The organism is Streptosporangium sp. NPDC006930 (assembly GCF_040635605.1).
Lineage (GTDB): Bacteria > Actinomycetota > Actinomycetes > Streptosporangiales > Streptosporangiaceae > Streptosporangium.
Map to the genome: position 1 here is coordinate 24,653 of NZ_JBEYID010000036.1, position 25,619 is coordinate 50,271.

Genomic DNA, 25,619 nt, shown 5'->3' on the forward strand with positions numbered 1-25,619 from the left:
GACTAGGAAAACGCCTAATGAACCCGAAAATTCGCCGCCACCTGTAATACGCCCCCGACCTGGGAGGACAGCGGCATTCTGGACCCGCGGACACGCCGACCCCAGGAAACGGACACCGCGCCACAGAAGGGTCGGGCGGGCCGTTAACATCCGACCACACACCGGAGGCAGGCGGCAGCGAGCATCCGCATCGACTTCACAAATCTAATGATTTCCGGGAATCGGCCACACCAGGATGTGCCGGACAGGAAATTCAAGATCGCTGCTCGGATCCGTCACACATGTCACCTCGGCAGCCGATCCAGGGAGGCAACCAAGGGTGAATCCGACTTCGACCGCCACCGGCCCGGCCCTTGAACGTCCGACTGTGACGCGATGCGCGCCCTCATAGCGACCGTCGGCTCCGAGGGGGACGTCCAGCCTTTTCTCGCCCTCGGAAAGCGCCTGCTCGCCGAGGGTCACGACGTCGTGTTCTCGGCCTCCGACAGCTACACCGCACGCGCCGACGCCGTCGGCGTTCCTTTCGTCGGCAGGCCGACCTGGAACGAGACGGAATTCCAGGCGAACTACCTCCGCATCATCAGCGAGAAGAACAAGCTGCGGCAACTGACCGTCGTGATCGAATTTCTGGCGCAGGAGCAGCGTGCCGCGATACCTCAGCTGATGGCGCTGGCCCGTGAGGCAGATGTCGTCATCCACTCACCGCTGGCCATCGGCGCGGTCGCCGCGGCACGCGCGGTCGGCACGCCCCACGTGAGCGTGCACCACACCTGGCCGCTGCGCCGAGCACGCGGGCACGGCCCGACCAATGTCGATCTCGGCCCCGTCGGCAACGCCCTCGCCTGGGCGGTCACCGGCGCAGGAGTCAGGCTCGCGACCGACAAGCTCCTCAACCACGTCGTCGCCGCGGCCGGCCTTCCCCCCTGGCGCGACATCCTCTTCGACGCGAGCCATTCGCGCCTGCTCAACCTCATCGCCATCAGCCCGCACACCCTTGAGCACGATCCGCTCTTCGGTCCCGCCTACCTCAACACGGGGTACTGGTTTCTCGACGAGCCGGACTACGTGCCCCCGGACGACCTCGCGGCGTTCGTGGCCGACGAGCCGCCGGTCGTGATCGGCTTCGGCTCGAACAACGGGTTCGACGCCAACGCGGTCACCGAGCAGCTGCTCGACGCGGTTCGCGGCCTGGGCCGGCGCGTCGTCCTGCTGTCCGGCTGGGCAGGGCTCGGAGACCAGGAGCTCCCGCCCCACGTCTTCTTGGCGGGCTTCGTCCCGCACGGGTGGCTCTATGCCCGCGCCGCGTGCGTCATCCATCACGGGGGTGCCGGCACGACCGCGGCGGCGTTCCGCGCCGGTATCCCGCAGGCGGTCGTGTGGCTTCAAGGCGATCAGCTCCACTGGGGAAGAAGGATCGCGCAGCTCGGCGTCGGGCCGTCTCCTCGTTCCCAGCACGCCCTCAAGGCCGGCTGGTTGCGGGGCGCGCTCGACAGCCTGCTCAACAACGGCGATATGGCCGCCCGTGCCCGGGCGCTGGGCACCGCGATCCGTGAGGAGGACGGAACGGGTATGGCGGTTCGCGCGATCGAGAAGGTGTTCGCGGCCGGGTGAGGATGGCCCCGGTGGCAGTCGCATCGCACCCGAAACCCGCGCGGCGAGGCGCATGACCTGGGCGCGGCCGTGCCTTCGGGGTGTTGCCGGGGTGCGGCGATCGAAGGCGTCGAGGGTGTCCGTGCGGCGGGCCGTCGGAGATCGCGTCACCGCGCGGGCTGGCCCTCACACCAACCCGCGAAGCGTCACCGGGACCTCCGGTCGCGATCCCTACGCGTCAAGGGACTCCCACCAGGATCGGTTCTCCTGGTACCAGGTAACGGCGTCCGCGAGGCCCTCCTTGAAATCGATCACGGGTTCGTACCCGATCTCCTCGGTGATCTTCCCGTGGTCCAGCGAGTACCGGTAGTCCTGGACGCGCCGGTCCGGCACGTAACGAACCCGGTCCCAGTCGGCACCTGACAGTTCGAGCAGAAGGCCGGTCAGTTCGCGGTTGGTGAGTTCGATCCCGCCGCCGATGTTGTAGATCTCACCGGCGCGGCCCTTGTCGAGGACCATGGAGATGCCGCGGCAGTGGTCGTCGACGTGCAGCCACTCGCGGACGGCGCTGCCGTCGCCGTGCAGGGTGAGGTCACGCCCCTGGAGCAGGCGGGTGACGAAGCGAGGGATGATCTTCTCCGGATACTGCCGGGGCCCGTAGTTGTTGGAGCATCGGGTGATCGAGAGGTCCAGCCCGTAGGTGCGCCAGTGCGATCGGGCGAGGCAGTCACTGGCCGCCTTCGACGCCGAGTACGGGTTGTTGGGCTCAAGCCGGAACCGTTCCGTCCACGACCCCTGCTCGATCGACCCGTACACCTCGTCGGTGGACACGTGCACGACCCGCTGGATCCCGTTCATCCCGCACTGTTCGAGAAGCCGGTGGGTGCCCATCACGTTGGCCCAGACGAACGGCTCCGCGTCGTCCACCGCCCTGTCGACGTGCGACTCGGCGGCGAAATGCACGACCGCGTCGTGCCCCGGCACGAGATCGGCGAGCAGTTCCCGATCGCAGATGTCACCGCGTACGAAGGTCAGCCTCGGATGTTCCTCGGGCAGGTTCTCCCTCCTGCCGGCGTAGGTCAGCTTGTCCAGAACGGTGATTCGGGTGTCCTCGTGGCCGGGATATCGGCCTTCCAGCATTGACCGAACGAAATGGGATCCGATGAACCCAGCTCCGCCAGTGACCAGGATTCGCATCTGATACTCCTTCATCCGCGTTACCTGCCTCGCCTCTGGCGGACAACTCGGACGGAAACACGGTGTCGGCGATCATGTGATTCCCCCAGATCAAGGGGTTTCGTTCAGGTGATTGTGCCTCAGCCGATCAGGTAATTCCCCTAGTGTTGTCGGACGTAGGCTCCGACCGCCGGCCGATCGAGGACTGGTCGTGAGCTGTCGAAACGCCTTCCGGTAGATCGAGCGCGGTGGCCACGGCGGCCGGGCGACCCGACAGCTGGAGGGAGAGAACGTTGATGGACACCACCAGCCGGTGCCTGGTGTGCGGGGCCGACCGCCTGGAGGAGGTGGTCTCGCTCACCCCGACTCCGCCCGCCAACGACATCGCGCCCACGGCCGAGCTGGCCCGATCCCAGGACCGATACCCGCTGGACCTCGTGCGCTGCGCCGGATGCGGTCTGGTCCAGCTGGTGGACGTCATTCCCCGGTCGGTGCTGTTCGCCGACTACCGGTACGCCACGGGTGCCGCTCCCGCCCTCGTCGACCACTGCCGTGCGCTGGCCACCCTGGTCACGGATCGGCTGGGGCTCGCCGCCGGGGCGAAGGTTCTGGAGATCGGCTCGAACGACGGCACGCAACTGAGCTTCTTCGGCGAGCGCGGCATGCGGGTGCTCGGCGTCGACCCGGCGGTAGAGGTGGGAACCTACGCCCAGGAGCACGGGGTTCCGACGCTGACCACCCATTTCGGTGTGGAGACGGTCGAGAGGATATTGGACGACATCGGACCCGTCGACGCGGTGCTGGGCAGTAACGTGCTCGCCCACGTCAACGACGTGAACGGAGTCCTCCGCGCGATCCGCATGCTCCTCAAACCGGGGGGCTGCGCCGTCATCGAGGTCGCGCACGTCCTGCCGATGGTCCAGCACGGTATCTTCGAGTTCGTCTACCACGAGCACCTTTCCTACTTCTCCCTGCACGTGCTGGCCCAGGCGGCCGAGGCGAACGGCCTCGCGGTGTTCGACGCCGAGCTCATCTCGACCCAGGGAGGCTCGCTGCGCTGCTGGATAGGCCGCGACGACGACGGCCGCTCCCCGAGCGCCGAGTTCGACCGGATCCTGTGGGCCGAGGTCGACGCGGGGGTGCCCGACGGCGGTTTCCTCGACGGCTTCGCGAACCGCGTCGACCGGGTCTGCACGACCCTCAACGACGTGCTGGGCGGCCTGTCGAAAACCGGCCGGCGGATCAGCGGGTACGGCGCGTCGGCGCGGGCCGTCACCCTCCTCTCCCAGGCGGGAGTGGGCGGCGAGATCGACTGGATCGTCGACGACAACCCGCGCAAGGTGGGCAAGTTCACGCCGGGCGACGGTATCCCCATCGTGGGCTCCGAGCGGCTCGTCGCGGGCTCGACCGACTACTGCGTGCTGTTCGCCTGGAACTTCGAGGCCAGTATCCGCGCACGGTCGGCGGCGTTCTCCGCGGCCGGCGGCTCGTTCGTCGTGCCGTTCCCCGAACTGTCCATCAGGTGAGGCCGATCCTGCTGGTCCGGCACATCGCATGACGATCGTCTGGAGGAGTTGACGTGCACGTCCTGGTCACCGGAGGTCTGGGCTATCTCGGCCGTGCGCTCACCCCCGGGCTTCTCGCCGCCGGTCACCAGGTCACCGTCCTGACCAGGGGCCACCCGGACGCGGAGCGGCCCGCCGACGTCGGCCTGGTGCAAGGCGATGTCCGCGACCGCGGCCGCATCCGGGAGATCGTCGCCGCCGGACGCTTCGACGCGGTGTGCCACCTCGCCGCGGTGTCCCGGGGGCGGGACTCGTTCGCCGACCCGCTGACGTATTACGACGTGAACGTGGCCGGTACCCTCAACCTCCTCATGGCGCTCGACGACATCCGCGAATCGGTGCCGCCGGTTCGTTTCGTGTTCGCGTCGACCGACAAGGTCTACGGTTCGCGGCACGTCGGCGCCCTGGGCGAGGATGTGGAGCCCCATCCGGAAAGTCCCTACGCGGCATCGAAGGTCGGGGCGGAGCAGCTCGTCGCGGCGTACGCCGCCACCGGAGCGATCGGCGCGGTCACGCTGCGGTGCTTCAACATCGCCGGAGCGGCCGACGGGCGCGCCGACACCGACACCGCGCGCATCATCCCGAACATATTCCGCGCGCTCACCGGCGAGTCGCCGTACGTCACCCTCAACGGCGACGGGTCCGCGGTCCGCGACTTCGTCCACATCCTCGACGTGGCGGCGGCGGTACGGCTCTCCCTCGCCGCCGTGAAGGCGGGCGAGCACCGCGTCTACAACATAGGGAGCGGCACCGCGTCCAGCATGGCGCAGGTCGTGGCGACGGCGGAAGCCGTGACCGGGCTTCCGGTACCGGTCAGAAAGGCGCCGCCCAAGCCGGAACCGCAGATCCTCACGGCCGACAACGGCCGCGCCGTGAAAGAGCTCGGATGGCTTCCCGAGCGATCGGGCCTTACCGAGATGGTCGCCGAGGCGTGGAGCGCCTGGAACGCCTGACGATCGGCTGCGCGGTCGAGGCCCGCCGTTCGCGACGGGCCGACGCGGCTACGCCCCGAGTTCCCTGGCGATCTCCTCGTTCACCGCCTGCTGGTGACTGGTGAGGAAGAAGTGACCGCCGGAGAACACCCTGATACGGAAACGCCCCGAGGTGTGCCGGCTCCAGGACTCCGCCTCCTCGACGGTCGTCCTCGGGTCGGCGTCACCGGTCAGCACGGTGATCGAACCACTCATGCTCTGCTCCGGATCTCCGCGATAGGTCTCGATCGCGCGGTAGTCACCTCGCAGCGCGGGCAATGCCATCCGCAGGATCTCCTCGTCGCCGAGCAGCCCGGCGTCCGTGCCGTTCAGCAGCTTGAGCTCGGCGATGATGCCGTCGTCGTCGCGCCGGTGCACCGACTCGTCCCGATAGGTGGACGGTCCTCGGCGCCCCGAGGCGATCAGCGTGTGGGGCGCGTTGACACCCTTGCGCTCCAGCCGGCAGGCCACCTCGAAGCCGATCACCGACCCCATGCTGTGGCCGAAGAAGACCGTCGGCTTCTCCGACAGTGTGATCAGCTCGTCGACGATCCGATCCGCCAGGGTGCCGATGTCGGTGATGCACGGCTCCCGCAACCGATCCTGCCGCCCGGGGTACTGGATGGCCACCACATCGGCACCCGGCGAGAACCTGGCCGAGGCCGGACGGAAGAAGCTGGCCGATCCGCCCGCGTGCGGGAAGAACACCAGGCGCTTACCCGCCCCCGCTGCCGGATGGTAGCGACGGACCCATGCGGTGCTGACGTCGTCCGCGATACTCACGATCCGTTGACCCCTTCATCTCGCCGAATAGCACTCGGACCAGTGAAGCCCATCGCGACTCACAAAAACACTAGAAGCCGGGCCGGTGGGTCTCGCCCCGAGGCCGCCGACCTGTCTTCAGGCCACGAACTCCGGTGATTTCCTGGTCTTTCGACATTTACTCTCACCACTGGCCGTCGCTGCGCGCCGCCGCCGAGTCGCGCCGCCAGGTCGATCGGCTGGCCACCGTCCGGGTGCGCCGGGTACGCGCCGTACAGAGGATGTCATGGACGCAGACAGCGGAGACCCTCGGGGTCAGCAGGCAGGCGGCATACCAGCGCCTCGGATGGAGAAGGTACTGCGCGGGCGGGTGCGCCTCGGCAGCCTGGGCAGGTGGAACGCGTGGCGGCCGCTGTTCGACCTGGTCCGGCCGCACAAACGCGTGCTGCTGCTGGGTGGCGTGTTCACCCTGGTGGGGAGCTCCGCCGGGCTGGCGATGCCGATCCTCGCCAAGAGCGTGATCGACGCTTTCGGAGAGGGTGGCGACCTCGCCGGCCCGATCCTCTGGCTGTCGGTGGCGGTCCTGCTGGCGGCCCTGCTCCTGGGGGCGGGTCGCTTCCTGCTCGAGCGGATGGGCGAGGGAATCGTGCTGACCTCGCGCATGAGCCTCGTCGACCGCATCCTGCGGCTCAGAGTGGCCGACGTGGACCGGCTCAAGCCGGGAGACCTGCTCTCCCGGGTCAACTCCGACACCACGCTGCTGCGCGCCGTCTGCACGGACGCGCTGGCCAGCTCGGTGAACGCGATCTTCATGTTCCTGGGCGCGGTGGTGCTGATGGCCGTCATCGACGGCCTGCTCCTCATGGTCACGCTCGCGGTGGTCGCCCTGATCGGCCTCATAGCGGCGTCGATCGTGCCGCGCATCGGCCGGGCGTCGCTTCAGGCCCAGGTCGCCCTGGGCGAGATGAGCTCCATACTCGACCGCGCGCTCCAGGCGTTCCGCACGGTCAAGGCCAGCGGGGCCGAGGCACGCGAGATCGCGGTGGTGGGCGTCGCGGCCTCCGAGGCACGTGACCGCGGTGTGGCCGCCGCCGCGTGGACCTCGGTCACGAGCGTCGGCACCTGGATGGCCACCCAGCTGGCGTTCCTCGCCGTGCTCGGAGTGGGCGGCGCGCGCGTCGCCGGCGGGGCGTTGGAGATCTCTTCGCTGGTCGCGTTCCTTCTCTACATGTTCTACCTGGTCTCCCCGATCGGGACGCTGATCGAGAACCTCACCCAGATGCAGAACGGCCTGGCCGCGATAATCCGTATCCGGGAGATCTCCGAGCTTCCGTCCGAGCCGCCCGTCCCCGAGACGCGGGAGCCGGAGAGCACCGACCCCGTCGGCCTCGTCTTCAGCGGCGTGGTCTTCCGGTACGGCGAAAACCGGTCGATCGTCCACGACCAGGTGGACTTCGAGGTGCCCGCGGGTGGCATGACCGCCCTGGTCGGCCCATCGGGAGCCGGCAAGTCCACGGTGTTCGGGCTCATCGAACGGTTCTACGAACCACAGGCCGGGAGGATCCTCATCGACGGCCGGGACATCCGCGAATGGCCACTGAGCGAGCTGCGCGCCTCGCTCGGCTACGTGGAGCAGGACGCCCCCGTCCTCGCCGGCACGTTCCGGGAGAACCTCGTCTTCGGAGCGCCCGGCGCCACCGAGGAGGAGATCGCCCACGCCGTGGCCCGCACCCGCCTGGACGATCTGGTCGCCCGCCTGCCCGAAGGCCTCGACACACCTGTCGGCCACCGCGGCGTCCTGCTCTCCGGCGGGGAACGCCAGCGAGTGGCCATCGCGAGGGCGCTGCTTCGCAAACCCCGTTTGCTGCTGCTCGACGAGGCCACCTCGCAGCTCGACGCCGTGAACGAGCTGCGCCTGCGCGAGGTGGTGGCCGAGGTGGCGCGGGAGACCACGGTCCTGGTCATCGCCCATCGGCTCTCCACCGTCACCGGCGCCAACCGGATCATCCTCATGGAGGCGGGCCGGGTCCGCGCCTACGGCACCCATGACGAGTTGGTCGACGCCGACGACCTCTACCGTGAGCTCGCCGCGACCCAGTTCCTCGTCACGTCCTGATGCTCCGGGCAGCCGGCGCGGCATTCGTGGCGACAGCCGTGAGGTCGCTCCGGTGGGGCGCTCGAACCTTCGATCGTGAGATCCGCCGACCGTGCTCTCCCCGTCGCGACGGGGAGAGCACGGATCATGACGGTGTCGGCCCGTGCGCGGGAACGTTCATGTCGAGCGCGGTGCCCTCGGTCCAGGGTTCCGGCCGGGTCAGGAACACCGAGTCGCCGTCAGTGCCCTCCTGCATCCGCACCCACCGCCGCATGGCGGCCTGGGTGACCGGTGACGACATGCTCATCAACGCGGCGACGGCCTCCTGGTTGAGACTGGCCCGGGCCGAGAGGGAAGGGGCGTCATTGAAGATCCGCTTCTGCAGGGCCACGGCCTTCCGCGGTCGCCTGGCATAGCGTTCCGCCATCCGCTGTACCGTGTCCAGCAGGTCCTCGGCCGGCACCACCCGGTTCACCAGGCCCAGCTCCAGAGCCTCCTGCGGCGTGTAGAAACGCGCTTCGAGCATCATCTCCAGAGCCCGGGACGGCCCGACGAGCTGGACGAGCCGCTGCCCGCCCAGGGAGGTGTTCAGCCCCAGCGACAGTTCGGGCAGGCTGAAACCGGCACCGCGGTCAGCGGACACGCGCATGTCGAAGAAGACCGACATCTCCAGGCCACCACCGCCGCACGGCCCGTTCACCGCGGCGATCCACACCGCCGGGGAGTGCATCAGTCGCAGCGCCATGTCATGGAACCGGGTCACCGCGAGCAGTCCTTTGAGCGAGGAACGGGCGATCAGACGTTCACCCGCCCGGCCCGTCATGGCCCGCACACTCCGGTACAGGTTCTGAGCGACCGCGCGGGAGATCTCCGGCGTGCCGTCCGCCTGCGAAGAGATGTCGGCGATGTCGAAGTGCGTGATGAACCGGCCGGGGCGCGCGCCGGTGACGACGACCGCGCCGACCGAGACGTCGTGCTCCACCGCCTCGACGAGCCGGATGAAGTCCCGTTGCATCGGCAGGGTCATGTAGTTGAACGGCGGAGCGTCCACCCGCGCCGTCAGCACCCGACCCGACTGCTCAAGCCGCAACGTGGACAGTTCGAGACCTACCGCGCCTTCCACAGGCCCCCGATCCGTCTGTTCTTCACCGGACATCCCTCAACCTGCCCATCGGAGCCAGCCGTCGACCAGGCGGGCCGTGTCCTCCGCCTTCTCGGCGAGCATCGAGAAGTGGTTCGCCTCGATCGTCCGTACGGTGTGCGACGGGTCGAACGGTGTCGCCCGCCAGTAATCCGATTCAGGTTCGACCTCGGAGAACGGCTCCGTGCACTGCACGAACAGCACGGGCGCTCTCACATCGGCCAGTTCGATACCGTGCGTAATGGCAGACCAGTGCCCCATCGCGGAAAGTCGCGCGGTGTTGAACCCGCCGAAAACCGTCTCCATCTGCATGATGTACTGCAGCACCTGCTCGGACAGCATCTGCGAATCGCCACCCGCGCGGGGATGGAAGGAGTCCATCATCACCACCGCCTCCGGGGAGATCCCCGACTTCTCCAGCACACCGGCCGCGCCGTAAGCGAGGATGCCGCCGGCCGAATGACCGACGAGCACGAACGGTTCCCCCTCACTGGCCTGCACGATGCTTTCCGCGATACTCCCGAGGGCGACATCGATCGTGGCGGGAAGGCCCTCACCGAGGGCGTAGCCGAGCAGGGGAAGCGCCGAGACGTGCCTTTCCCCGCGGAAGTGCGCGGCGAACCGCGCGTACTGGTGAACGCCACCGGTCACCGTGGACGAACTCACGCAGATCAAGCGGGGCGGCGCCGCACCACCGGCCAACGTCACCGGCCGGGGTGTTTCCTTCGGGTCGACAGGCGCCTCGTACGTGGGCCGGGCCCTCGCCACGGCATACAGCAGTCCGAACGCCTCCTGCGTCTTCCCGGAGCGGAAGGCGCCGCGGAACAACTCCGCCAAGGTGTCGTTCACCTGGCCCGTCGTCGAGGTGGTCGCCGTACCGTCGTTCGTCCGGTTGAGGAGCTCATGCCGCAGCCAGTGGGCGAGACCGGCGGAGTTCTTGTTCTCGAACACCGCCATCAACGGGAATTCCCAGCCGATCGCCCTGACAAGGGAGTTACGCAATTCGGTCGCGCTGAACGAGTCGAAGCCCAGCTCGAAGAAATCACGTTCGAGATCGACGGCCGCGGAGTCGCCGTGGCCGAGAACGGCGGCCGCGTGGCGCTGCACCAGTTCCCGCAACACCTCGTGCTGCTGCGCTTCTCCAAGCCCCCGCAACCGCTCCCGGGCGGTGTCCGTCTCGGGGGTCGACTCGGAATCGGCCGGCCCCATCACCGCGGCCAGCCCTGTCTCCGCCAGGTTCCCGGTGGGCGAACCGGTTCCGCCGAGCCAGTAACGCCGTCGCTGGAAGGCATAGGTGGGCAGGTCGATCCGGCGCCCGCCAGGCGGCAGCACCGAGCGCCAGTCGACGGGAACCCCGCGCACGTACAGCTCGGCCAGCGCAACCGTGGCCGCCATATGCTCGTCCCGGTCCTTACGCAGCACCGGCACCAGCACCGTGTCCGACCGATGCCGGTTGGCGGGCGAGTCGGCGAGCGCGGCGAGGGTCTCGCCGGCCATCGCGGCCAGCACCCCGTCGGGGCCCAGTTCCAGATACGCCCGCACGCCCTGGTGGTGCAGGGCTCGCACGCCGTCGGCGAAACGAACCGCGCCGCGGACCTGGTCGACCCAGTAGTCGGGCGAGCACAGCTGCTCGGCCGTGGCCACCTCGCCGGTCACGTTCGAGACGACCGGGATTCGCGGCGCGCTGTAGGTCAGCGTGCGGGCCAGGGCACGGAAGTCCTCCAGCATCGGATCCATCAACGGTGAATGGAACGCGTGCGACACCCGCAACCGCTTCGTCCGCACCCCCCGATCCTCCAGCACCGCGGCGATCCCGAGAACCGGCTCCTCCGCGCCGGAGATCACCACCGAGGCGGGACCGTTCACCGCCGCGATCGACACCTCACCCTCATGTCCCACCAGCAGAGCGGCGACCTCCTCCTCGGAGGTCCTCACCGACACCATCGCCCCACCGGCAGGAAGTGCCTGCATCAACCGAGCCCGGCCCGCCACCAGCGCACACGCGTCGGCGAGCGACAGCACCCCGGCCACATGCGCCGCCGCGATCTCCCCGATCGAATGCCCCGCCAGCACACCTGGCCGCAGCCCCCAGGACTCCACCAACCGGAACAGTGCCGTCTCCACCGCGAACAACGCGGGCTGCGCCCACCCCGTCCGATCCAGCAACTCCGCCTCGGCCGACCCCGGCTCGGCGAACAGCACCTCCCGCAACGAACAACCCCGGTGGTGCCCCGCCCGCTCAGCCTGCTCGCGTTCCCGGTCGAACCTCTCCAGCAGCGGCTCCAGCTCGGTGAACACCTCGTCCAGCGCCTGCGCGAACACCGGGAACCGCCCATACAGCTCCCGGCCCATCCTCGCCCGCTGACTCCCCTGACCGGTGAACAACACCGCCAGCCTCGGCTCCACCCCCGCCACCCCGCGCACCACACCCGCACCCGGCAGATCCTCGGCGACAGCCCGCAGGCCGGCCAGCGCACCATCACGACTCTCGGCCAGCACCACCGCCCGATGCTCGAACGCCGACCGCGTCGCCACCAGCGAGAAACCCATGTCCACCTGGTCCAGCTCGCGGTGCGCACTCACCTGCGCCGCCAGCCGTCGCGCCTGCTCACGCAGCGCCTCGTCACTTCTGGCCGACACCACCCAGGGCACCACACCCGTCGGCGTCCGGTCCCGCACCCCCGGCTCTGCCTGCGGCACCTCCGGCTCCTGCTCGATGATCAGGTGAACGTTGGTGCCGCTGATCCCGAACGACGACACACCCGCCCGGCGCGGACGACCCGTCTTCGGCCACTCGACCTGCTCGGTCAGCAGCTCCACCGCGCCCGCCGACCAGTCCACGTGCGACGACGGCGCGTCCACGTGCAGCGTCTTGGGCAGCACCCCGTGCCGCATCGCGAGCACCATCTTGATCACACCGGCCACACCCGCCGCGCCCTGCGTGTGGCCGATGTTCGACTTGATCGATCCCAGCAGCAGCGGACGACCGGCTTCACGGTTCTGGCCGTAGGTGGCGAGCAGCGCCTGCGCCTCGATCGGGTCACCCAGCCTGGTACCGGTCCCGTGCGCCTCCACCGCGTCCACCTCGGCGGCGGTCAGCCCGGCACCGGCCAGTGCCTGGCGGATCACCCGCTGCTGCGAAGGGCCGTTCGGCGCGGTCAGACCGTTGGAGGCGCCGTCCTGGTTGATCGCCGACCCGCGCACCACCGCGAGCACCTGATGACCGTTGCGGCGCGCGTCCGACAACCGCTCCAGCACCAGCACACCGACACCCTCGGACCAGCCGGTGCCGTCCGCGCTGTCGGAGAACGCCTTGCACCGCCCGTCGGGCGCCATCCCGCCGTCCACTCCGAAGCCAAGGAACCCGAGCGGGGTGGCTATCACCTTGACACCGCCTGCCAGCGCCAGGCTGCACTCGCCCGAGCGCAACGCCTGCGCCGCCAGGTGTATGGCGACCAGGGACGACGAGCACGCGGTGTCGATCGTCATCGTCGGGCCCTCCAGGCCCAGGACGTAGGACAGGCGGCCCGACAGCACACTGGCCGCCGTACCGGTGAGAATGTAGTTCCGCACCTCTTCCCCGGCTTCCAGGCACAGGTTCCCGTAGTCCTGGCCGTTGGTGCCCACGAAGACGCCCGTGGAGCTGCCCTTGAGCGAGGCCGGGTCGATCCCGGCCCGCTCGACCGCCTCCCACGTCGTCTCCAGCAGCAGCCGCTGCTGCGGGTCCATCGCGAGAGCCTCACGCGGCGTGATCCTGAAGAATCCAGGATCGAACTCCGTCACATCCGACAGGAACCCGCCCTGACACTCCGCGCCCAGCATCGATATCGTCTCCACATCCCAGCCCCGATCGACCGGGTGTGTAGAGATCGCGTCCTGCCCCTCGGACAGCAACCGCCACAGATCCTCAGGAGAGGCGACTTCACCTGGAAAGCGGCACGCCATCGACACGACCGCTATCGGCTCGTGCCTGCCCGACTCCACCTCTTCGAGCCGCCGGCGGGTCTCGTGCAAATCGGCGGTGACCCACTTCAGGTACTCGACGAGCTTTCGGTCTTCGGACATGAGAGTGGCCCTTCACATTGTTCAGACGAGGGCTCGGATCACAGATCTTTCGAGCGCCCCAGTTCGTTGTCGATGAAGCTGAGGATTTCCTCGGTACTCGCCGATTCGAGCATGTCGGCGACGGCGACTTCGCCGTTCTCCGTGCCGCTCTCGCTCACCCTCGCCAGCAGGTGCCGCAGCCGGGTCGAGATGCCGTTCCTGGTGCGATCGTCGAGTGCGTTGCCGGGAAGACCGGAAAGAGAGGTCTCGAACCGGTCGAGGTCGGCCAGCAACGACAGTTCTACCGCGGCGTTCGCTCCGGGCGCGATCTCCTCCAGGAGGTATTCGGCGAGGCTGGCCGGGGTCGGGTAGTCGAAGATGAGGGTCGCGGTCAGCCGCAGCCCGGTGGCCACGTTGAGCCGGTTGCGCAGTTCCATGGTGGTGAGGGAGTCGAAGCCCAGCTCGCGGAACTCTCGTCCGGGCTGGATCGCGTCCACCGACTCGTGTCCCAGCACCACCGCCGCCTGCGTCCGCACCAGGTCCATCATCAGTCGTACCTGCTCGGTGTGCTCCAGGCCGGCGAGCCGCTTCACCAGCTCCGCTTCCCCGCCCGCCACAGCCGAGACCGCCGAACGACGCCCCGCGCGGACCAGGCCCCGCATCAGATGCGGCACCTCGCCCACCGCCCGCAGCACCGACAGCTCCAACCGCACCGGCACCACCATCGCCCGGCCCGACGCGGTGGCGGCCTCGAACGCCGCGAGGCCCTGCTCGGCCGAGAGCGCCGGCATCCCCGGCCGGTTGATCCGCCGCATCTCGACCGCACTCAACGTGCCGGTCATTCCCGCGTCCTGAGCCCACGCGCCCCACGCCAGCGACAACCCCGCCAGTCCTTCGGCCCGGCGCACCTGAGCCAGCGCGTCCAAGAACACATTGCCCGCCGCGTAGTTGCCCTGACCAGGCGCTCCCAGCACACCAGCGAAGGAGGAGAACAGGACGAACGCCGCGAGGTTCGTGTTCCGAGTGAGTTCGTGCAGATGCCAGGCCGCGTCGACCTTCGGCCGCAGCACCGCCCCCAGCCCCTCGGCCGTCAGCGACGGAATCGTGCCGTCGGCCAGCACACCGGCGGTGTGAATCACCGCGGTCAGCGGATGATCGGCATCGATCCCGGCCAGCAGCTCCGCCACCTGATCCCGGTCGGCCACGTCACAGGCGGCGATAGTGACCTCGACTCCATGCGCGATCAACTCCGCCTGCAACTCCACCGCGCCCGGAGCATCCAGGCCCCTGCGGCTGGTCAGCAGCAGATGACGCACCCCACGCTCGGCCACCACATGCCACGCGAACAACGCACCCAGACCACCGGTACCACCGGTGATCAACACCGTCCCCTGCGGGTCCCAGACCCGGCTCGCCGCTCCCTCCGTGTCAGAGCCGGGCACCACCCGCGCCAGGCGCGGTACCCACACCTCACCATCGCGCACCACCGCCTGCGATTCACCCGAGGAAAACGCCTCGGCCAGCACCGCCGGCAATCCGGACAGCGAGGATTCCCGGTCATCGACGTCGACCAGCGCGAACCGGCCCGGTTCCTCAGACTGCGCGCTGCGGACCAGACCCCACGTCCCAGCAGCCGGAAGATCGGCCACCACCTCACCGTCGGTCGCGACCGCGCCCCGGGTGAGGAACACCAGGCGCGAATCGGCGAACCGCTCATCGGCCAACCACTGCTGCAGCAGGTGCAGCACGTGAGTCGTCAGCGCATGCGCCGACTCCACCGTCCCGACCGCCGGATCCGAGAGCGCCTCCACCATCACCACGGCCGGGACCGGCCCCGCCTCGGCCAGCGCGGACAGATCCGCATACACCGGCACCGCGTCCCCGGCCTCGCGCAACGCCGCCGCCACACCCAGCGCGTCCACGCCGAGCACCGCCACCGGTATCGACGCCTGCTCCGCCTGCGCCACAGCACCCACCGGCGCCCACTCCACCCCGAACAACGACTCCCAGCCCGCACCCACACCCTCGGAGAGACCCAGCTGCTCGATCGCGACCGGCCGCAACACCACGTTGCGCGCCGACACCACCGGCCCACCGGCAACATCCACCGCGCTCAACGACACCGCATCCGGCCCCGTCTTGACCAACCGCACCCGCAACACCGACGCCCCACCCGCGTGCAAACACACCTGCTCCCACGCAGACGGCAGCACACCGCTCTCGGAACCGTCCAGATCAGCGAAGGCCACCGCGTGCAGCGCCGCGTCCAGCAGCGCCGGATGCATCCCGAACGAGCCCGCGCTCGGGGCCGCCTGTTCGGGCAGCCTCACCTCGGCGAACACCTCACCGTCGGCACCGCGCCAAAGCTCGCGCAACCCCTGGAATGCCGGACCGTAGGCGAAACCGTCCTCGGCCAGTTCCTCGTACAGCCCCTCCAGCTCGATCGCGGACGCCCCCGCAGGCGGCCACTCCGCCGCCTCGAACGGCACGACCTCCGCCACTCCGGTCGCGAGCGTGCCGGTGGCGTACCGCGTCCACGCCACCTCCTCGGCGGCCTCCACCGAACGGGCATACACGCTCACACTCCGACGATCCGACTCCTCCTTGGCCTCCACCCATACCTGCACCATGACCGCGTCCCGCTCGCCCAGCACCAATGGCGCGTCCAGGGTCAGCTCCTCCACCACCTCGCAGCCGACCTGGTCCCCGGCACGTACCGCCAGCTCCACGAACGCCGAACCCGGCACCACCACCGAACCCGCCACCACGTGATCGGCCAGCCACGGATGCGACGAGAGCGACAACCGACCCGTCAGCACCACCCCGTCGGAGTTGGCCAGCGGCATCGCGGCGCCCAGCAACGGGTGATCCGTCGCGGCCAGACCCGCCGCCGCCACATTCCCTATGTCGGAACCGAGGTTGTCGGGCCAGAACCGCTGGTGCTCGAAGGGATAGGTCGGCAGGTCGACCCGGCGCCCACCCGGCAGCACCGAGCGCCAGTCCACCGGCACCCCGTGCACATGCAACTCGGCCAGCGCCGCCATCACCGCCACATGCTCATCGCGGCCCTTGCGCAGCACCGGCACCAGCACCGTGGGCAACTCATGCGCATGCGTCTCCGGTTCGGTCGCGATGATGTCCTGGGCCATAGCGGTCAGCGCCCCGTCGGGGCCCAGCTCCAGATACGCCCGCACGCCCTGCGCGCGCAGAGTGCTCACGCCGTCGGCGAAGCGAACCGCACCACGGACCTGGTCCACCCAGTAGTCCGGCGAGCACAACTGCTCGGCCGTGGCCGCCCGCCCGGTCAGCGTCGACACGATCGGAGTCCTCGGCGCCCCGTAGGTGAGCCCGCTCGCCAGCGTGCGGAAGTCCTCCAGCATCGGATCCATCAACGGCGAGTGGAACGCGTGCGACACCCGCAACCTCTTCGTCCGCGCCCCTCGCTCCTCCAGGGCAGCGGCGATGTCGAGGACCGGCTGCTCAGCACCGGAGATCACCACCGAGGCCGGGCCGTTCACCGCCGCGACCGAGACCTCCTTCTCCCGCCCGGCGAGCAGCTCGGCGACCTCCTCCTCGGAGGTCTGCACCGCCACCATCGCCCCACCCGCGGGAAGCGCCTGCATCAACCGCGCCCTGCCCGCCACCAGCGCGCACGCGTCCTTCAAGGACAGCACCCCCGCCACATGAGCAGCGGTGATCTCCCCGACCGAATGACCGGCCAGCACATCCGGCCGGATTCCCCACGAGGAGACCAGCCGGAACAGCGCCGTCTCCACCGCGAACAGCGCCGGCTGCGCCCACCCGGTCCGATCCAGCGCCTCCGCCTCCGCCGACCCCGGCTCGGCGAACACCACCTCACGCAACGAGCCCTCAAGCAGCGGCTCCAGTTCCGCGATCACCTCGTCCAACGCCGTCGCGAACACCGGGAAACGGTCATACAACTCCCGGCCCATCCCCGCCCGCTGGCTACCCTGACCGGTGAACAACACCGCCAGCTGCGGCTCGCCCGCGGCCACCCCGCGCACCACGCCCGCACCCGCACGGTCCTCGGCCAGGCCGGCCAGCCCAGCCAGCACACCCTCACGACCATCGGCCAGCACCACCGCCCGATGCTCGAACGCCGACCGCGTCGTCGCCAGCGAGAACGCCGCATCAACCACCCCCAGACCAGGCTCACCCCCCAAGAGGGACACCAACCGCCCGGCCTGCGCCCGCAACGCCTGCCCCGTCTTCGCCGACACCAACACCGGCACCACACCCGCGACTACCTCGCCCTGCGAAACCTCTCCGGACTCCGGCACCTCCGGCCCCTGTTCGAGGATCACGTGCGCGTTGGTGCCACTGATCCCGAACGACGACACACCCGCCCGGCGCGGACGACCCGTCTTCGGCCACTCGGCCGACTCGGTCAGCAGCTTCACCGCACCCGCCGACCAGTCCACATGCGAGGAAGGAGTATCGATATGGAGCGTCTTGGGCAGCACACCGTGCCGCATCGCGAGCACCATCTTGATCACACCGACCACACCCGACGCCGCCTGCGCGTGACCAAGGTTCGACTTGATCGCACCTATCAGCAGCGGCCGGTCCTCGTCCCGGTCCTGGCCGTACGTCGCGAGCAGCGCCTGTGCCTCGATCGGGTCACCCAGAACCGTGCCGGTCCCGTGCGCCTCCACCGCGTCCACCTCGGACGCCGACAAACCGGCGCTGATCAGCGCCTGGCGGATCACCCGTCGCTGCGAGGGACCGTTCGGCGCGGTCAGACCGTTGGAGGCGCCGTCCTGGTTCACCGCAGAGCCACGCATCACCGCGAGCACCTGGTGGCCGTTGCGGCGGGCGTCCGACAACCGCTCCAGCACCAGCATGCCCACACCCTCGGACCAGCTGGTGCCGTCCGCACTGTCGGAGAACGCCTTGCACCGAGCATCGGGCGCCACCCCGCTGCCTTGCATGCCGAAGCCGACCAGCACCATCGGCGACGTCATCACCGTGATACCGCCGGCCAGCGCGAGCGAGCACTCCCCCGACCGCAGCGCCTGCGCCGCAAGGTGCAATGTCACCAGCGACGACGAACACGCGGTGTCCACCGACACCGCAGGACCCTCCAGGCCCAGCGTGTACGACAGGCGGCCCGACAGCACACTGGCCGCCACACCGGTGACGCCGTTGCCCTGCGCGTCCGCCGGAGAACTCATGATCACGCTCATGTAGTCCTGGCCGTTGGTGCCCACGAACACCCCGGTGGAACTGCCCTTCAGCGAGGCCGGGTCGATCCCGGCCCGCTCGACCGCCTCCCACGTCGTCTCCAGCAGCAGCCGCTGCTGCGGGTCCATCGCGAGAGCCTCACGCGGCGAGATCCCGAAGAACCCCGCGTCGAACCCCGCCACATCCGCCAGGAACCCACCCTCGGACCCGACACCCACCGCTGACATCGACTCCAGGTCCCAGCCCCGATCAGCCGGGACCTGCGAGATCGCGTCCTCGCCCTCGACCAGCAACCGCCACAGATCCTCGGGAGAGTCGACCCCACCTGGGTAACGGCACGCCATCGACACGATCGCGATCGGTTCCTGCCTGCCCGACTCCACCTCTTCGAGCCGCCGACGGGTCTCATGCAAATCGGCGGTGACCCATTTCAAGTACTCGACGAGCTTCCGGTCTTCGGACATGAGAGTGGCCCTTCACATTGTTCAGACGCGGGCTCGAATCACAGATCTTTCGAGCGGCCCAGTTCGTTGTCGATGAAGCTGAGGATTTCCTCGGTACTCGCCGATTCGAGCATGCCGGCGACAGCGATTTCACTAGTTTCCGTACCGCTCTCGCTCACCTTCACCAGCAGGTGCCGCAACCGGGTCGAGATACCGTTCCGGGCGAGATCGTCGAGTGTGTAGCCGGAAAGAGCGGTCTCGAACCGGTCGAGATCGGCCAGCAACGACAGCTCTACCGCGGTGTTCGTTCCGGGCGCGATTTCCGCCAAAAGGTGTTCGGCGAGGCTCACGGGGGTGGGGCAATCGAAGATGAGGGTGGCGGGCAGCCGCAGTCCGGTAGCGGCGTTGAGGCGGTTGCGCAGCTCCACCGCGGTGAGGGAGTCGAAGCCCAGCTCACGGAACTCCCGCCGCGCCTGGACGGTCTCCGCCGACTCGTGCCCCAGCACCGCCGCCGCCTGCGCCCGCACCAACTCCACCACCAGCCGAACCTGCTCGGCCTCACCCAACCCCGCCAACCGCCGCAACAGCTCCGAATCCTTACCCGCGAGGACGGAAACCGCCGACCGACGGCCCGCACGAACCAGACCACGCATCAGATGCGGCACCTCTGGGAACGTGCGCAGCACCGAGAGATCCAGTCGCACCGCCACCACCGCCGTCCGACCCGACGCGGTGGCCGCCTCGAACGCCGCGAGTCCCTGCTCGGCCGAGAGCGCCGGCATCCCCGCCCGCGCCATCCTGCGCAGGTCGACCGCGCCCAGCGTGCCGGTCATCCCGGTCTCCTGCTCCCACAGGCCCCACGCCAGCGACAACCCCGCCAGCCCCTCGGCCCGACGCGCCTGGGCCAGCGCGTCGAGGAACGCGTTCGCCGCCGCGTAGTTACCCTGACCCGCGTTGCCCATCACTCCGGCGAACGAAGAGAACATCACAAATCCGGCCAGGTCCAGGCCCTGGGTGAACTCGTGTAGATACCAGGCGGCGTCGACCTTGGGCCGCAGCACCGCATCCAGACCCTCCGCCGTCAGCGACGGAATCGTCCCGTCATCCAGTACACCGGCGGTGTGAATCACCGCGGTCAGCGGATGATCGGCATCGATCCCGGCCAGCAGGGCCGCCACCGCGTCCCGATCGGCCATGTCGCATGCCGCGATCGTGACCTCGACACCGTGCGCGATCAGCTCGGCCTGCAACTCCACCGCACCCGGAGCGTCCAACCCCCGACGGCTGGTCAGCAGCAGATGACGCACCCCACGCTCGGCCACCACATGCCGGGCGAACAACGCACCCAGACCACCGGTACCACCGGTGACCAGAACGGTTCCCTCCGGATCCCAGACCCGGCCCACCTCGTCGCCAACGTCAGATCCTGGCGCCACCCGCGCCAGGCGCGGAACCCGCACCTCACCCTCGCGCACCGCCACCTGCGGCTCACCCGAGGCCAACACCCCGGGCAGTGCATCGAGCAGGACCGACAGCGAGGACTCCTGATCATCCACGTCGACCAGCGAGAACCGGCCCGGGTTCTCCGACTGAGCACTGCGGACAAGGCCCCACACCCCAGCGGCCGAGAGATCGGCCACCACTTCGCCATCGTCGGTCGCGACCGCGCCCCTGGTGACGAAAACCAGGCGCGAGTCGGCGTACCGGTCCTCGGCCAGCCACCGCTGCAGCAGGTCCAGAACATGGGCGGTCAGTGCATGCGCCGACTCCACCACCCCTGCCGCCGGGTCGGAGGCCACTTCCATCAGCACCACACTCGGCACCGGGCCCGCCTGGGCCAGCGCGGGCAGATCCGCATGCACCGGCACCACGTCCCCGACCGCCTGCAAGGCGGGGGCAAGACCCAGGACGTCCAAGCCGAGCACCGCCACCGGTATCGACACCGGCACCTCGTCGGTCTGCGACAGGCCGCTCGCGGCAGGCCACTCCACCCGGAACAGCGCGTCCTGCCTGACTCCGCGAGGGTCGGAGCCGGCCAAGTGCTCGGCGGCCATCGGCCGGAGTACCACCGACCGAGCCGACAGCACCGGCGCTCCGGTCGCATCCATCGCGTTCAGCGAGACCGCATCGCCGCCCGTCCTGGCCAGCCGCACCCGCAGCACCGAGGCTCCGGCCGCGTGCAGGCACACCCCACCCCACGACAACGGCAGGCGGCCACCCGCGACATCATCCAACCCCGCGAACGGCACAATATGCAGCGACGCGTCCAGCAGCGCCGGATGCAACCCGAACGAATCCGCATCACCGGCCTGCTCAGGCAATCTCACCTCGGCGAACAGCTCGTCATCGCGTCGCCAGGCCGCCCGCAGCCCCTGGAACACCGGGCCATAGCCCAAGCCCTCCCCCGCCAGCTCTTCATACAGCCCCGCCAGCTCGATCACAGCCGCGTCGGCCGGCGGCCACACCGCCACATCGAACGGCTCGGCAGGCGAAGCATCCGTGGCAAGCGTGCCAGTGGCGTGCCGCACCCACGGCACCTCCTCGGCCGCGTCCGCCGACCGCGAGTACACACTCACCGACCGGCTGCCCGACTCCTCCGCAGCCCCCACCCACACCTGCACCGCCACCGCGTCGTCCTCGCCCAGCACCAGCGGCGCGGTCAGCGTCAACTCCTCGACCACCTCGCAGCCGACCTGGTCACCGGCCCGCACCGCCAGCTCCACGAACGCGGTGCCCGGTACCACCACTGAGCCCGCCACCATGTAGTCGGCCAGCCACGGCTGCGCACTCACCGACAACCGCCCGGTCAGCACCACCCCGTCCGAGTCGGCCCGAGGCATCACCGCACCCAGCAACGGATGATCCGTAGCGGCCAGGCCCAGCACGCGGGCATCACCGCTCTGCTTGGCGTTCGGCCAGAACCGCTGGTGCTGGAAGGCGTAGGTGGGCAGATCCACCCGTCGGCCACCGGTCAGCACCTGCTGCCAGTCGACCTTCACGCCCCGGACGAACAGCTCCGCGGCCGACGTCAGCACCCGGTCCAAGCCGCCGTCCTCGCGGCGCAACGTCCCGGCGATCACGGTGACGCTGTCGGTCTCGTCCGCACACTCGCCGATACCGACCGTCAACACCGGATGCGGACTCACCTCCACGAACACCCGATACCGCTGCTCCAGCAACTCTCCTATCGCCGGAGCGAAGCCCACCGTGCGCCGCAGATTCTCACACCAATACCCGGCCTCCAGCTCCGGACCCTCCAGCCACTGACCCGTCACCGTCGACAGCATCGGCACCCGCACCGACTGCGGCACCACCCCCGCCAGAACCTGCGCCAGCTCCTCGTCGATCAAATCGACCTGCGCCGAATGCGAGGCGTAATCCACCGCGATCCGCCGCACCCGCACATCCTCAGCAGCCAACCGCTCGACCAGCCCTTCGACCGCCGCGACCTCACCGGCCACCACCACCGAGTTCGGACCGTTCACCGCCGCCACCGAGATCCGCCCGTCCCACGCCGCCACCCGCTCCGCGACCTGCTCGACCGGCAGCGCGACCGACGCCATCGCCCCCAACCCCGCCAACCGCTCACCGATCAAACGACTACGCAACGCCACCACCCGCGCGCCGTCGGACAACGACAGACCACCCGCCACCACCGCCGCCGCGATCTCACCCTGCGAATGCCCCACCACCGCATCCGCACGAACCCCCAACGACTCCCACACCGCCGCCAACGACACCATCACCGCGAACGACACCGGCTGCACCACATCCACCCGATCCAGCGACGGAGCCCCCTCGCTCTGCCGGACCACATCCAGCAACGACCACTCCACGAACGGCTCCAACGCCGCCGCACACTCGGCCATCCGAGCCGCGAACACCCCCGACTCCTCCAACAACCGCGCACCCATCCCCACCCACTGCGCCCCCTGACCAGGGAACACCCACACCGACTTCCCATCAACGTCCGCCACACCGGACACCACCCCAGGCACCGACTCACCCGACGCCACCCCACCCAACCCCGCCAGCAACCCCCCACGATCCCCGCCGACCACCACCGCACGATGCTCGAACACCGACCGCGACCCCACCAGCGACGACCCCACATCCACCGGGTCAAGCTCACCGGCCGCCCGCACGTGCGTCAGCAATCGCCCGGCCTGCGCCCGCAGTGCCTCCTCGGTCTTCGCCGACACCACCCACGGCACCACGCCCGCTGCCGGAGCTCGATCCTTGCCACGCGACTCCGTTTCAGGAGCCTCCGGCCCCTGCTCCAAGATCACGTGCGCGTTGGTGCCGCTGATCCCGAACGACGACACACCCGCCCGACGCGGACGACCCGTCTGCGGCCACTCCACCTGCTCGGTCAGCAGCTCCACCGCACCCGAGGCCCAGTCCACATGCGACGACGGCTCATCCACGTGCAACGTCCGAGGCAGCACCCCATGCCGCAGAGCCATCACCATCTTGATCACACCGGCCACACCCGCAGCCGCCTGCGTGTGACCGAGGTTCGACTTCACCGAACCCAGCAACAGCGGCCGGTCCTCGTCCCGATCCTGACCATAGGTCGCCAGCAACGCCTGCGCCTCGATCGGGTCGCCCAGCGTCGTCCCCGTACCGTGCGCCTCGACCGCGTCCACCTCGGACACCGAGAGCCCGGCCCCGGCCAACGCCTGACGGATCACCCGCTGCTGGGAGGGACCGTTCGGCGCCGTCAACCCGTTCGACGCACCGTCCTGGTTCACCGCAGAACCACGCACCACCGCGAGCACCCGGTGGCCGTTGCGGCGGGCGTCCGACAGCCGCTCCAGCACCAGCATGCCCACACCCTCGGAGTAGCTGGTGCCGTCCGCCGCGTCGGCGAAGGACTTGCACCGCCCATCGCCTGCCAGTCCACCCTGCGCACTGAAGCCGATGAACACCGCAGGGGTGGCCATCACCGTCACACCACCGGCAAGCGCCAGGTCGCAGTCACCCGAGCGCAGCGCCTGCGCCGCCATGTGCATCGCCACCAGCGACGACGAACACGCCGTGTCCACCGTCACCGCCGGACCCTCCAGGCCCAGCGCGTACGAGATCCGGCCGGTCGCGACGCTGCCCGCCGTACCGGTACTGATGAAGCCCATCGCCTCCGGCGGGAGTGCGGCGCTCATCCCGTAGTCGTGATACATCACCCCGGCGAACACGCCGGTACGGCTGCCGCGCAACGAGGTCGGGTCCACGCCCGTCCGCTCGATCGCCTCCCACGACGTCTCCAGCAACAACCGCTGCTGCGGGTCCATCGCGAGCGCCTCACGCGGCGAGATCCCGAAGAACCCCGGATCGAACTGCGTGGCACTCTCCAGGAAGCCACCCTCGCGCACATAGTCCGAGCTGTACGAGGTCCCCAGATCCCAGCCTCGCGTGGTCGGAAACTCGGAGATCCCGTCCCCGCCCTCGGCCACCAGCCGCCACAGATCCTCCGGAGAGGCGACCTCACCCGGGAAACGGCACGCCATGCCCACGATCACGACCGGATCGTTCGTTACCGGCACCAGCATCGCGGGAACCGTCACATCGGCGTCCTCGCCGAACAGTTCGGCCAGCAGGAAGTCCGCCAGTACGGTCGGTGTCGGGTAGTCGAACACCAGCGTGGACGGCAACCGCAAACCCGTCGCGGCGTTCAGCCGGTTGCGCAACTCGACCGCGGTAAGGGAGTCGAAGCCCAGCTCGCGGAACTCCCGACGCACCTCCACCATGTCGGACGAAGCATGACCCAGCACCATCGCCGCCTCGACACGCACCAGGTCCACCAGAACCTCGGCCCGCTCGGCCGCCCCCAACGGAGCCAACCGCTGCAACAACGTCGCAGCCACCACCGAACCCGACGCCGCCAACCGCCGACCACCCCGCACCAAACCCCGCAACAACGCCGGCACCTCACCATAGGTGCGCATCGAAGGAAGATCCAGCCGAACCGGAACCAGCACCGCGTGCTTCAGCGCGGTAGCGGCCTCGAACAGCGCCATGCCCTGCTCCACCGAGAGCGGCGGCATACCCGTACGGGTGATCCGCTGCATATCGATATCGCCCAGCGTTCCGGTCAATCCGGTGTCCTGGGTCCAGGGCCCCCAGGCCAGCGACAACGCGGGCAGTCCCTCGGCCCGGCGGACCTGCGCCAAGGCGTCCAAGAACGTGTTCGCGGCCGCGTAGTTGCCCTGCCCGGCGGAGCCCATCACGCCCGACAGGGACGAGTAGATGATGAACGCCGCCAGATCCAGATCCCGGGTCAGCTCGTGCAGATGCCAGACCGCGTCGACCTTCGGCCGAAGGACCGTCTCCAGCCGCTCAGGCGTGAGCGACGGGATCGTGCCGTCGGCCAGCACACCGGCGGTGTGAATGACCGCGGTCAGCGGGTGCTCGTCGTCCACCTGCGCCAGCAGGGCCGCGACCTGGTCGCGGTCGGCCATGTCACAGGCCGCGACCGTGACCTCCACCCCATGCGCGATCAACTCGGCCCGCAACTCCACCGCACCCGGAGCATCCAACCCCCGACGGCTGGTCAACACCAGATGACGCACCCCACGCTCGGCCACCACATGCCGAGCCAAACTCCCTCCCAGACCACCGGTACCACCA

At 69.3% G+C, this 25,619-nt stretch carries 10 protein-coding genes; 4 read left to right on the plus strand and 6 right to left on the minus strand.

Going from position 1 to position 25,619, the window contains the following annotated elements:
• The first annotated feature begins 375 nt into the window (after window positions 1-375).
• Entirely contained in the window at window positions 376-1,611 is a 1,236-nt protein-coding gene (locus ABZ664_RS37460) for a glycosyltransferase (protein WP_362521633.1), read from the plus strand.
• A 210-nt stretch (window positions 1,612-1,821) separates the two neighbouring features.
• Here ABZ664_RS37460 and rfbB read toward each other — a convergent pair whose 3' ends face one another.
• Complete coding sequence (gene rfbB, locus ABZ664_RS37465; RefSeq protein WP_362521635.1) at window positions 1,822-2,730, minus strand: dTDP-glucose 4,6-dehydratase; 909 nt, start codon at window positions 2,728-2,730, stop codon at window positions 1,822-1,824.
• Between the two features lie 332 nt (window positions 2,731-3,062).
• On the opposite strand from rfbB, the gene ABZ664_RS37470 reads away from it, so the two are divergent.
• Together ABZ664_RS37470 and ABZ664_RS37475 are read left to right on the plus strand one after the other, a co-directional pair.
• Window positions 3,063-4,292 (plus strand): class I SAM-dependent methyltransferase, encoded by a 1,230-nt coding sequence (locus ABZ664_RS37470; RefSeq protein WP_362521637.1) that lies wholly within the window; start codon window positions 3,063-3,065, stop codon window positions 4,290-4,292.
• A gap of 53 nt (window positions 4,293-4,345) precedes the next feature.
• Complete coding sequence (locus tag ABZ664_RS37475; RefSeq protein ID WP_362521639.1) at window positions 4,346-5,284, plus strand: NAD-dependent epimerase/dehydratase family protein; 939 nt, start codon at window positions 4,346-4,348, stop codon at window positions 5,282-5,284.
• Between the two features lie 48 nt (window positions 5,285-5,332).
• On the opposite strand, the gene ABZ664_RS37480 is transcribed toward ABZ664_RS37475, so the two are convergent.
• On the minus strand, window positions 5,333-6,085 hold the full coding sequence (locus ABZ664_RS37480) for an alpha/beta fold hydrolase (protein ID WP_362521641.1): 753 nt from the start codon (window positions 6,083-6,085) through the stop codon (window positions 5,333-5,335).
• Between the two features lie 325 nt (window positions 6,086-6,410).
• Between ABZ664_RS37480 and ABZ664_RS37485 the strand changes: the two genes are divergently transcribed.
• Entirely contained in the window at window positions 6,411-8,180 is a 1,770-nt protein-coding gene (locus ABZ664_RS37485; protein WP_362521643.1) for an ABC transporter ATP-binding protein, read from the plus strand.
• A 124-nt stretch (window positions 8,181-8,304) separates the two neighbouring features.
• Here ABZ664_RS37485 and ABZ664_RS37490 read toward each other — a convergent pair whose 3' ends face one another.
• From ABZ664_RS37490 to ABZ664_RS37505, 4 genes are all read right to left on the minus strand, one after another.
• The gene (locus ABZ664_RS37490; RefSeq protein ID WP_362521645.1) at window positions 8,305-9,282 is read right to left on the minus strand and encodes an enoyl-CoA hydratase/isomerase family protein; all 978 of its coding nucleotides are present in this window, start codon (window positions 9,280-9,282) and stop codon (window positions 8,305-8,307) included.
• Window positions 9,283-9,318: 36 nt separating this feature from the next.
• The gene (locus ABZ664_RS37495; RefSeq protein ID WP_362521647.1) at window positions 9,319-13,365 is read right to left on the minus strand and encodes a beta-ketoacyl synthase N-terminal-like domain-containing protein; all 4,047 of its coding nucleotides are present in this window, start codon (window positions 13,363-13,365) and stop codon (window positions 9,319-9,321) included.
• Window positions 13,366-13,403: 38 nt separating this feature from the next.
• Window positions 13,404-19,013, minus strand: a complete 5,610-nt coding sequence (locus ABZ664_RS37500; protein ID WP_362521649.1) for an SDR family NAD(P)-dependent oxidoreductase — start codon at window positions 19,011-19,013, stop codon at window positions 13,404-13,406.
• A 38-nt stretch (window positions 19,014-19,051) separates the two neighbouring features.
• Window positions 19,052-25,619, minus strand: a 6,568-nt coding sequence (locus ABZ664_RS37505; protein WP_362521651.1) for an SDR family NAD(P)-dependent oxidoreductase, incomplete at its 5' end; no start/stop codon positions are given.

What these genes read in the sequence shown, in the direction of transcription:
- ABZ664_RS37460 (WP_362521633.1), top strand. Translation starts at nt 376, where the DNA reads ATGCGCGCCCTCATAGCGACCGTCGGCTCCGAGGGGGACGTCCAGCCT.
- rfbB (WP_362521635.1), bottom strand. Translation starts at nt 2,730, where the DNA reads ATGCTGGAAGGCCGATATCCCGGCCACGAGGACACCCGAATCACCGTT.
- ABZ664_RS37470 (WP_362521637.1), top strand. Translation starts at nt 3,063, where the DNA reads ATGGACACCACCAGCCGGTGCCTGGTGTGCGGGGCCGACCGCCTGGAG.
- ABZ664_RS37485 (WP_362521643.1), top strand. Translation starts at nt 6,411, where the DNA reads ATGGAGAAGGTACTGCGCGGGCGGGTGCGCCTCGGCAGCCTGGGCAGG.
- ABZ664_RS37495 (WP_362521647.1), bottom strand. Translation starts at nt 13,365, where the DNA reads ATGTCCGAAGACCGAAAGCTCGTCGAGTACCTGAAGTGGGTCACCGCC.
- ABZ664_RS37500 (WP_362521649.1), bottom strand. Translation starts at nt 19,013, where the DNA reads ATGTCCGAAGACCGGAAGCTCGTCGAGTACTTGAAATGGGTCACCGCC.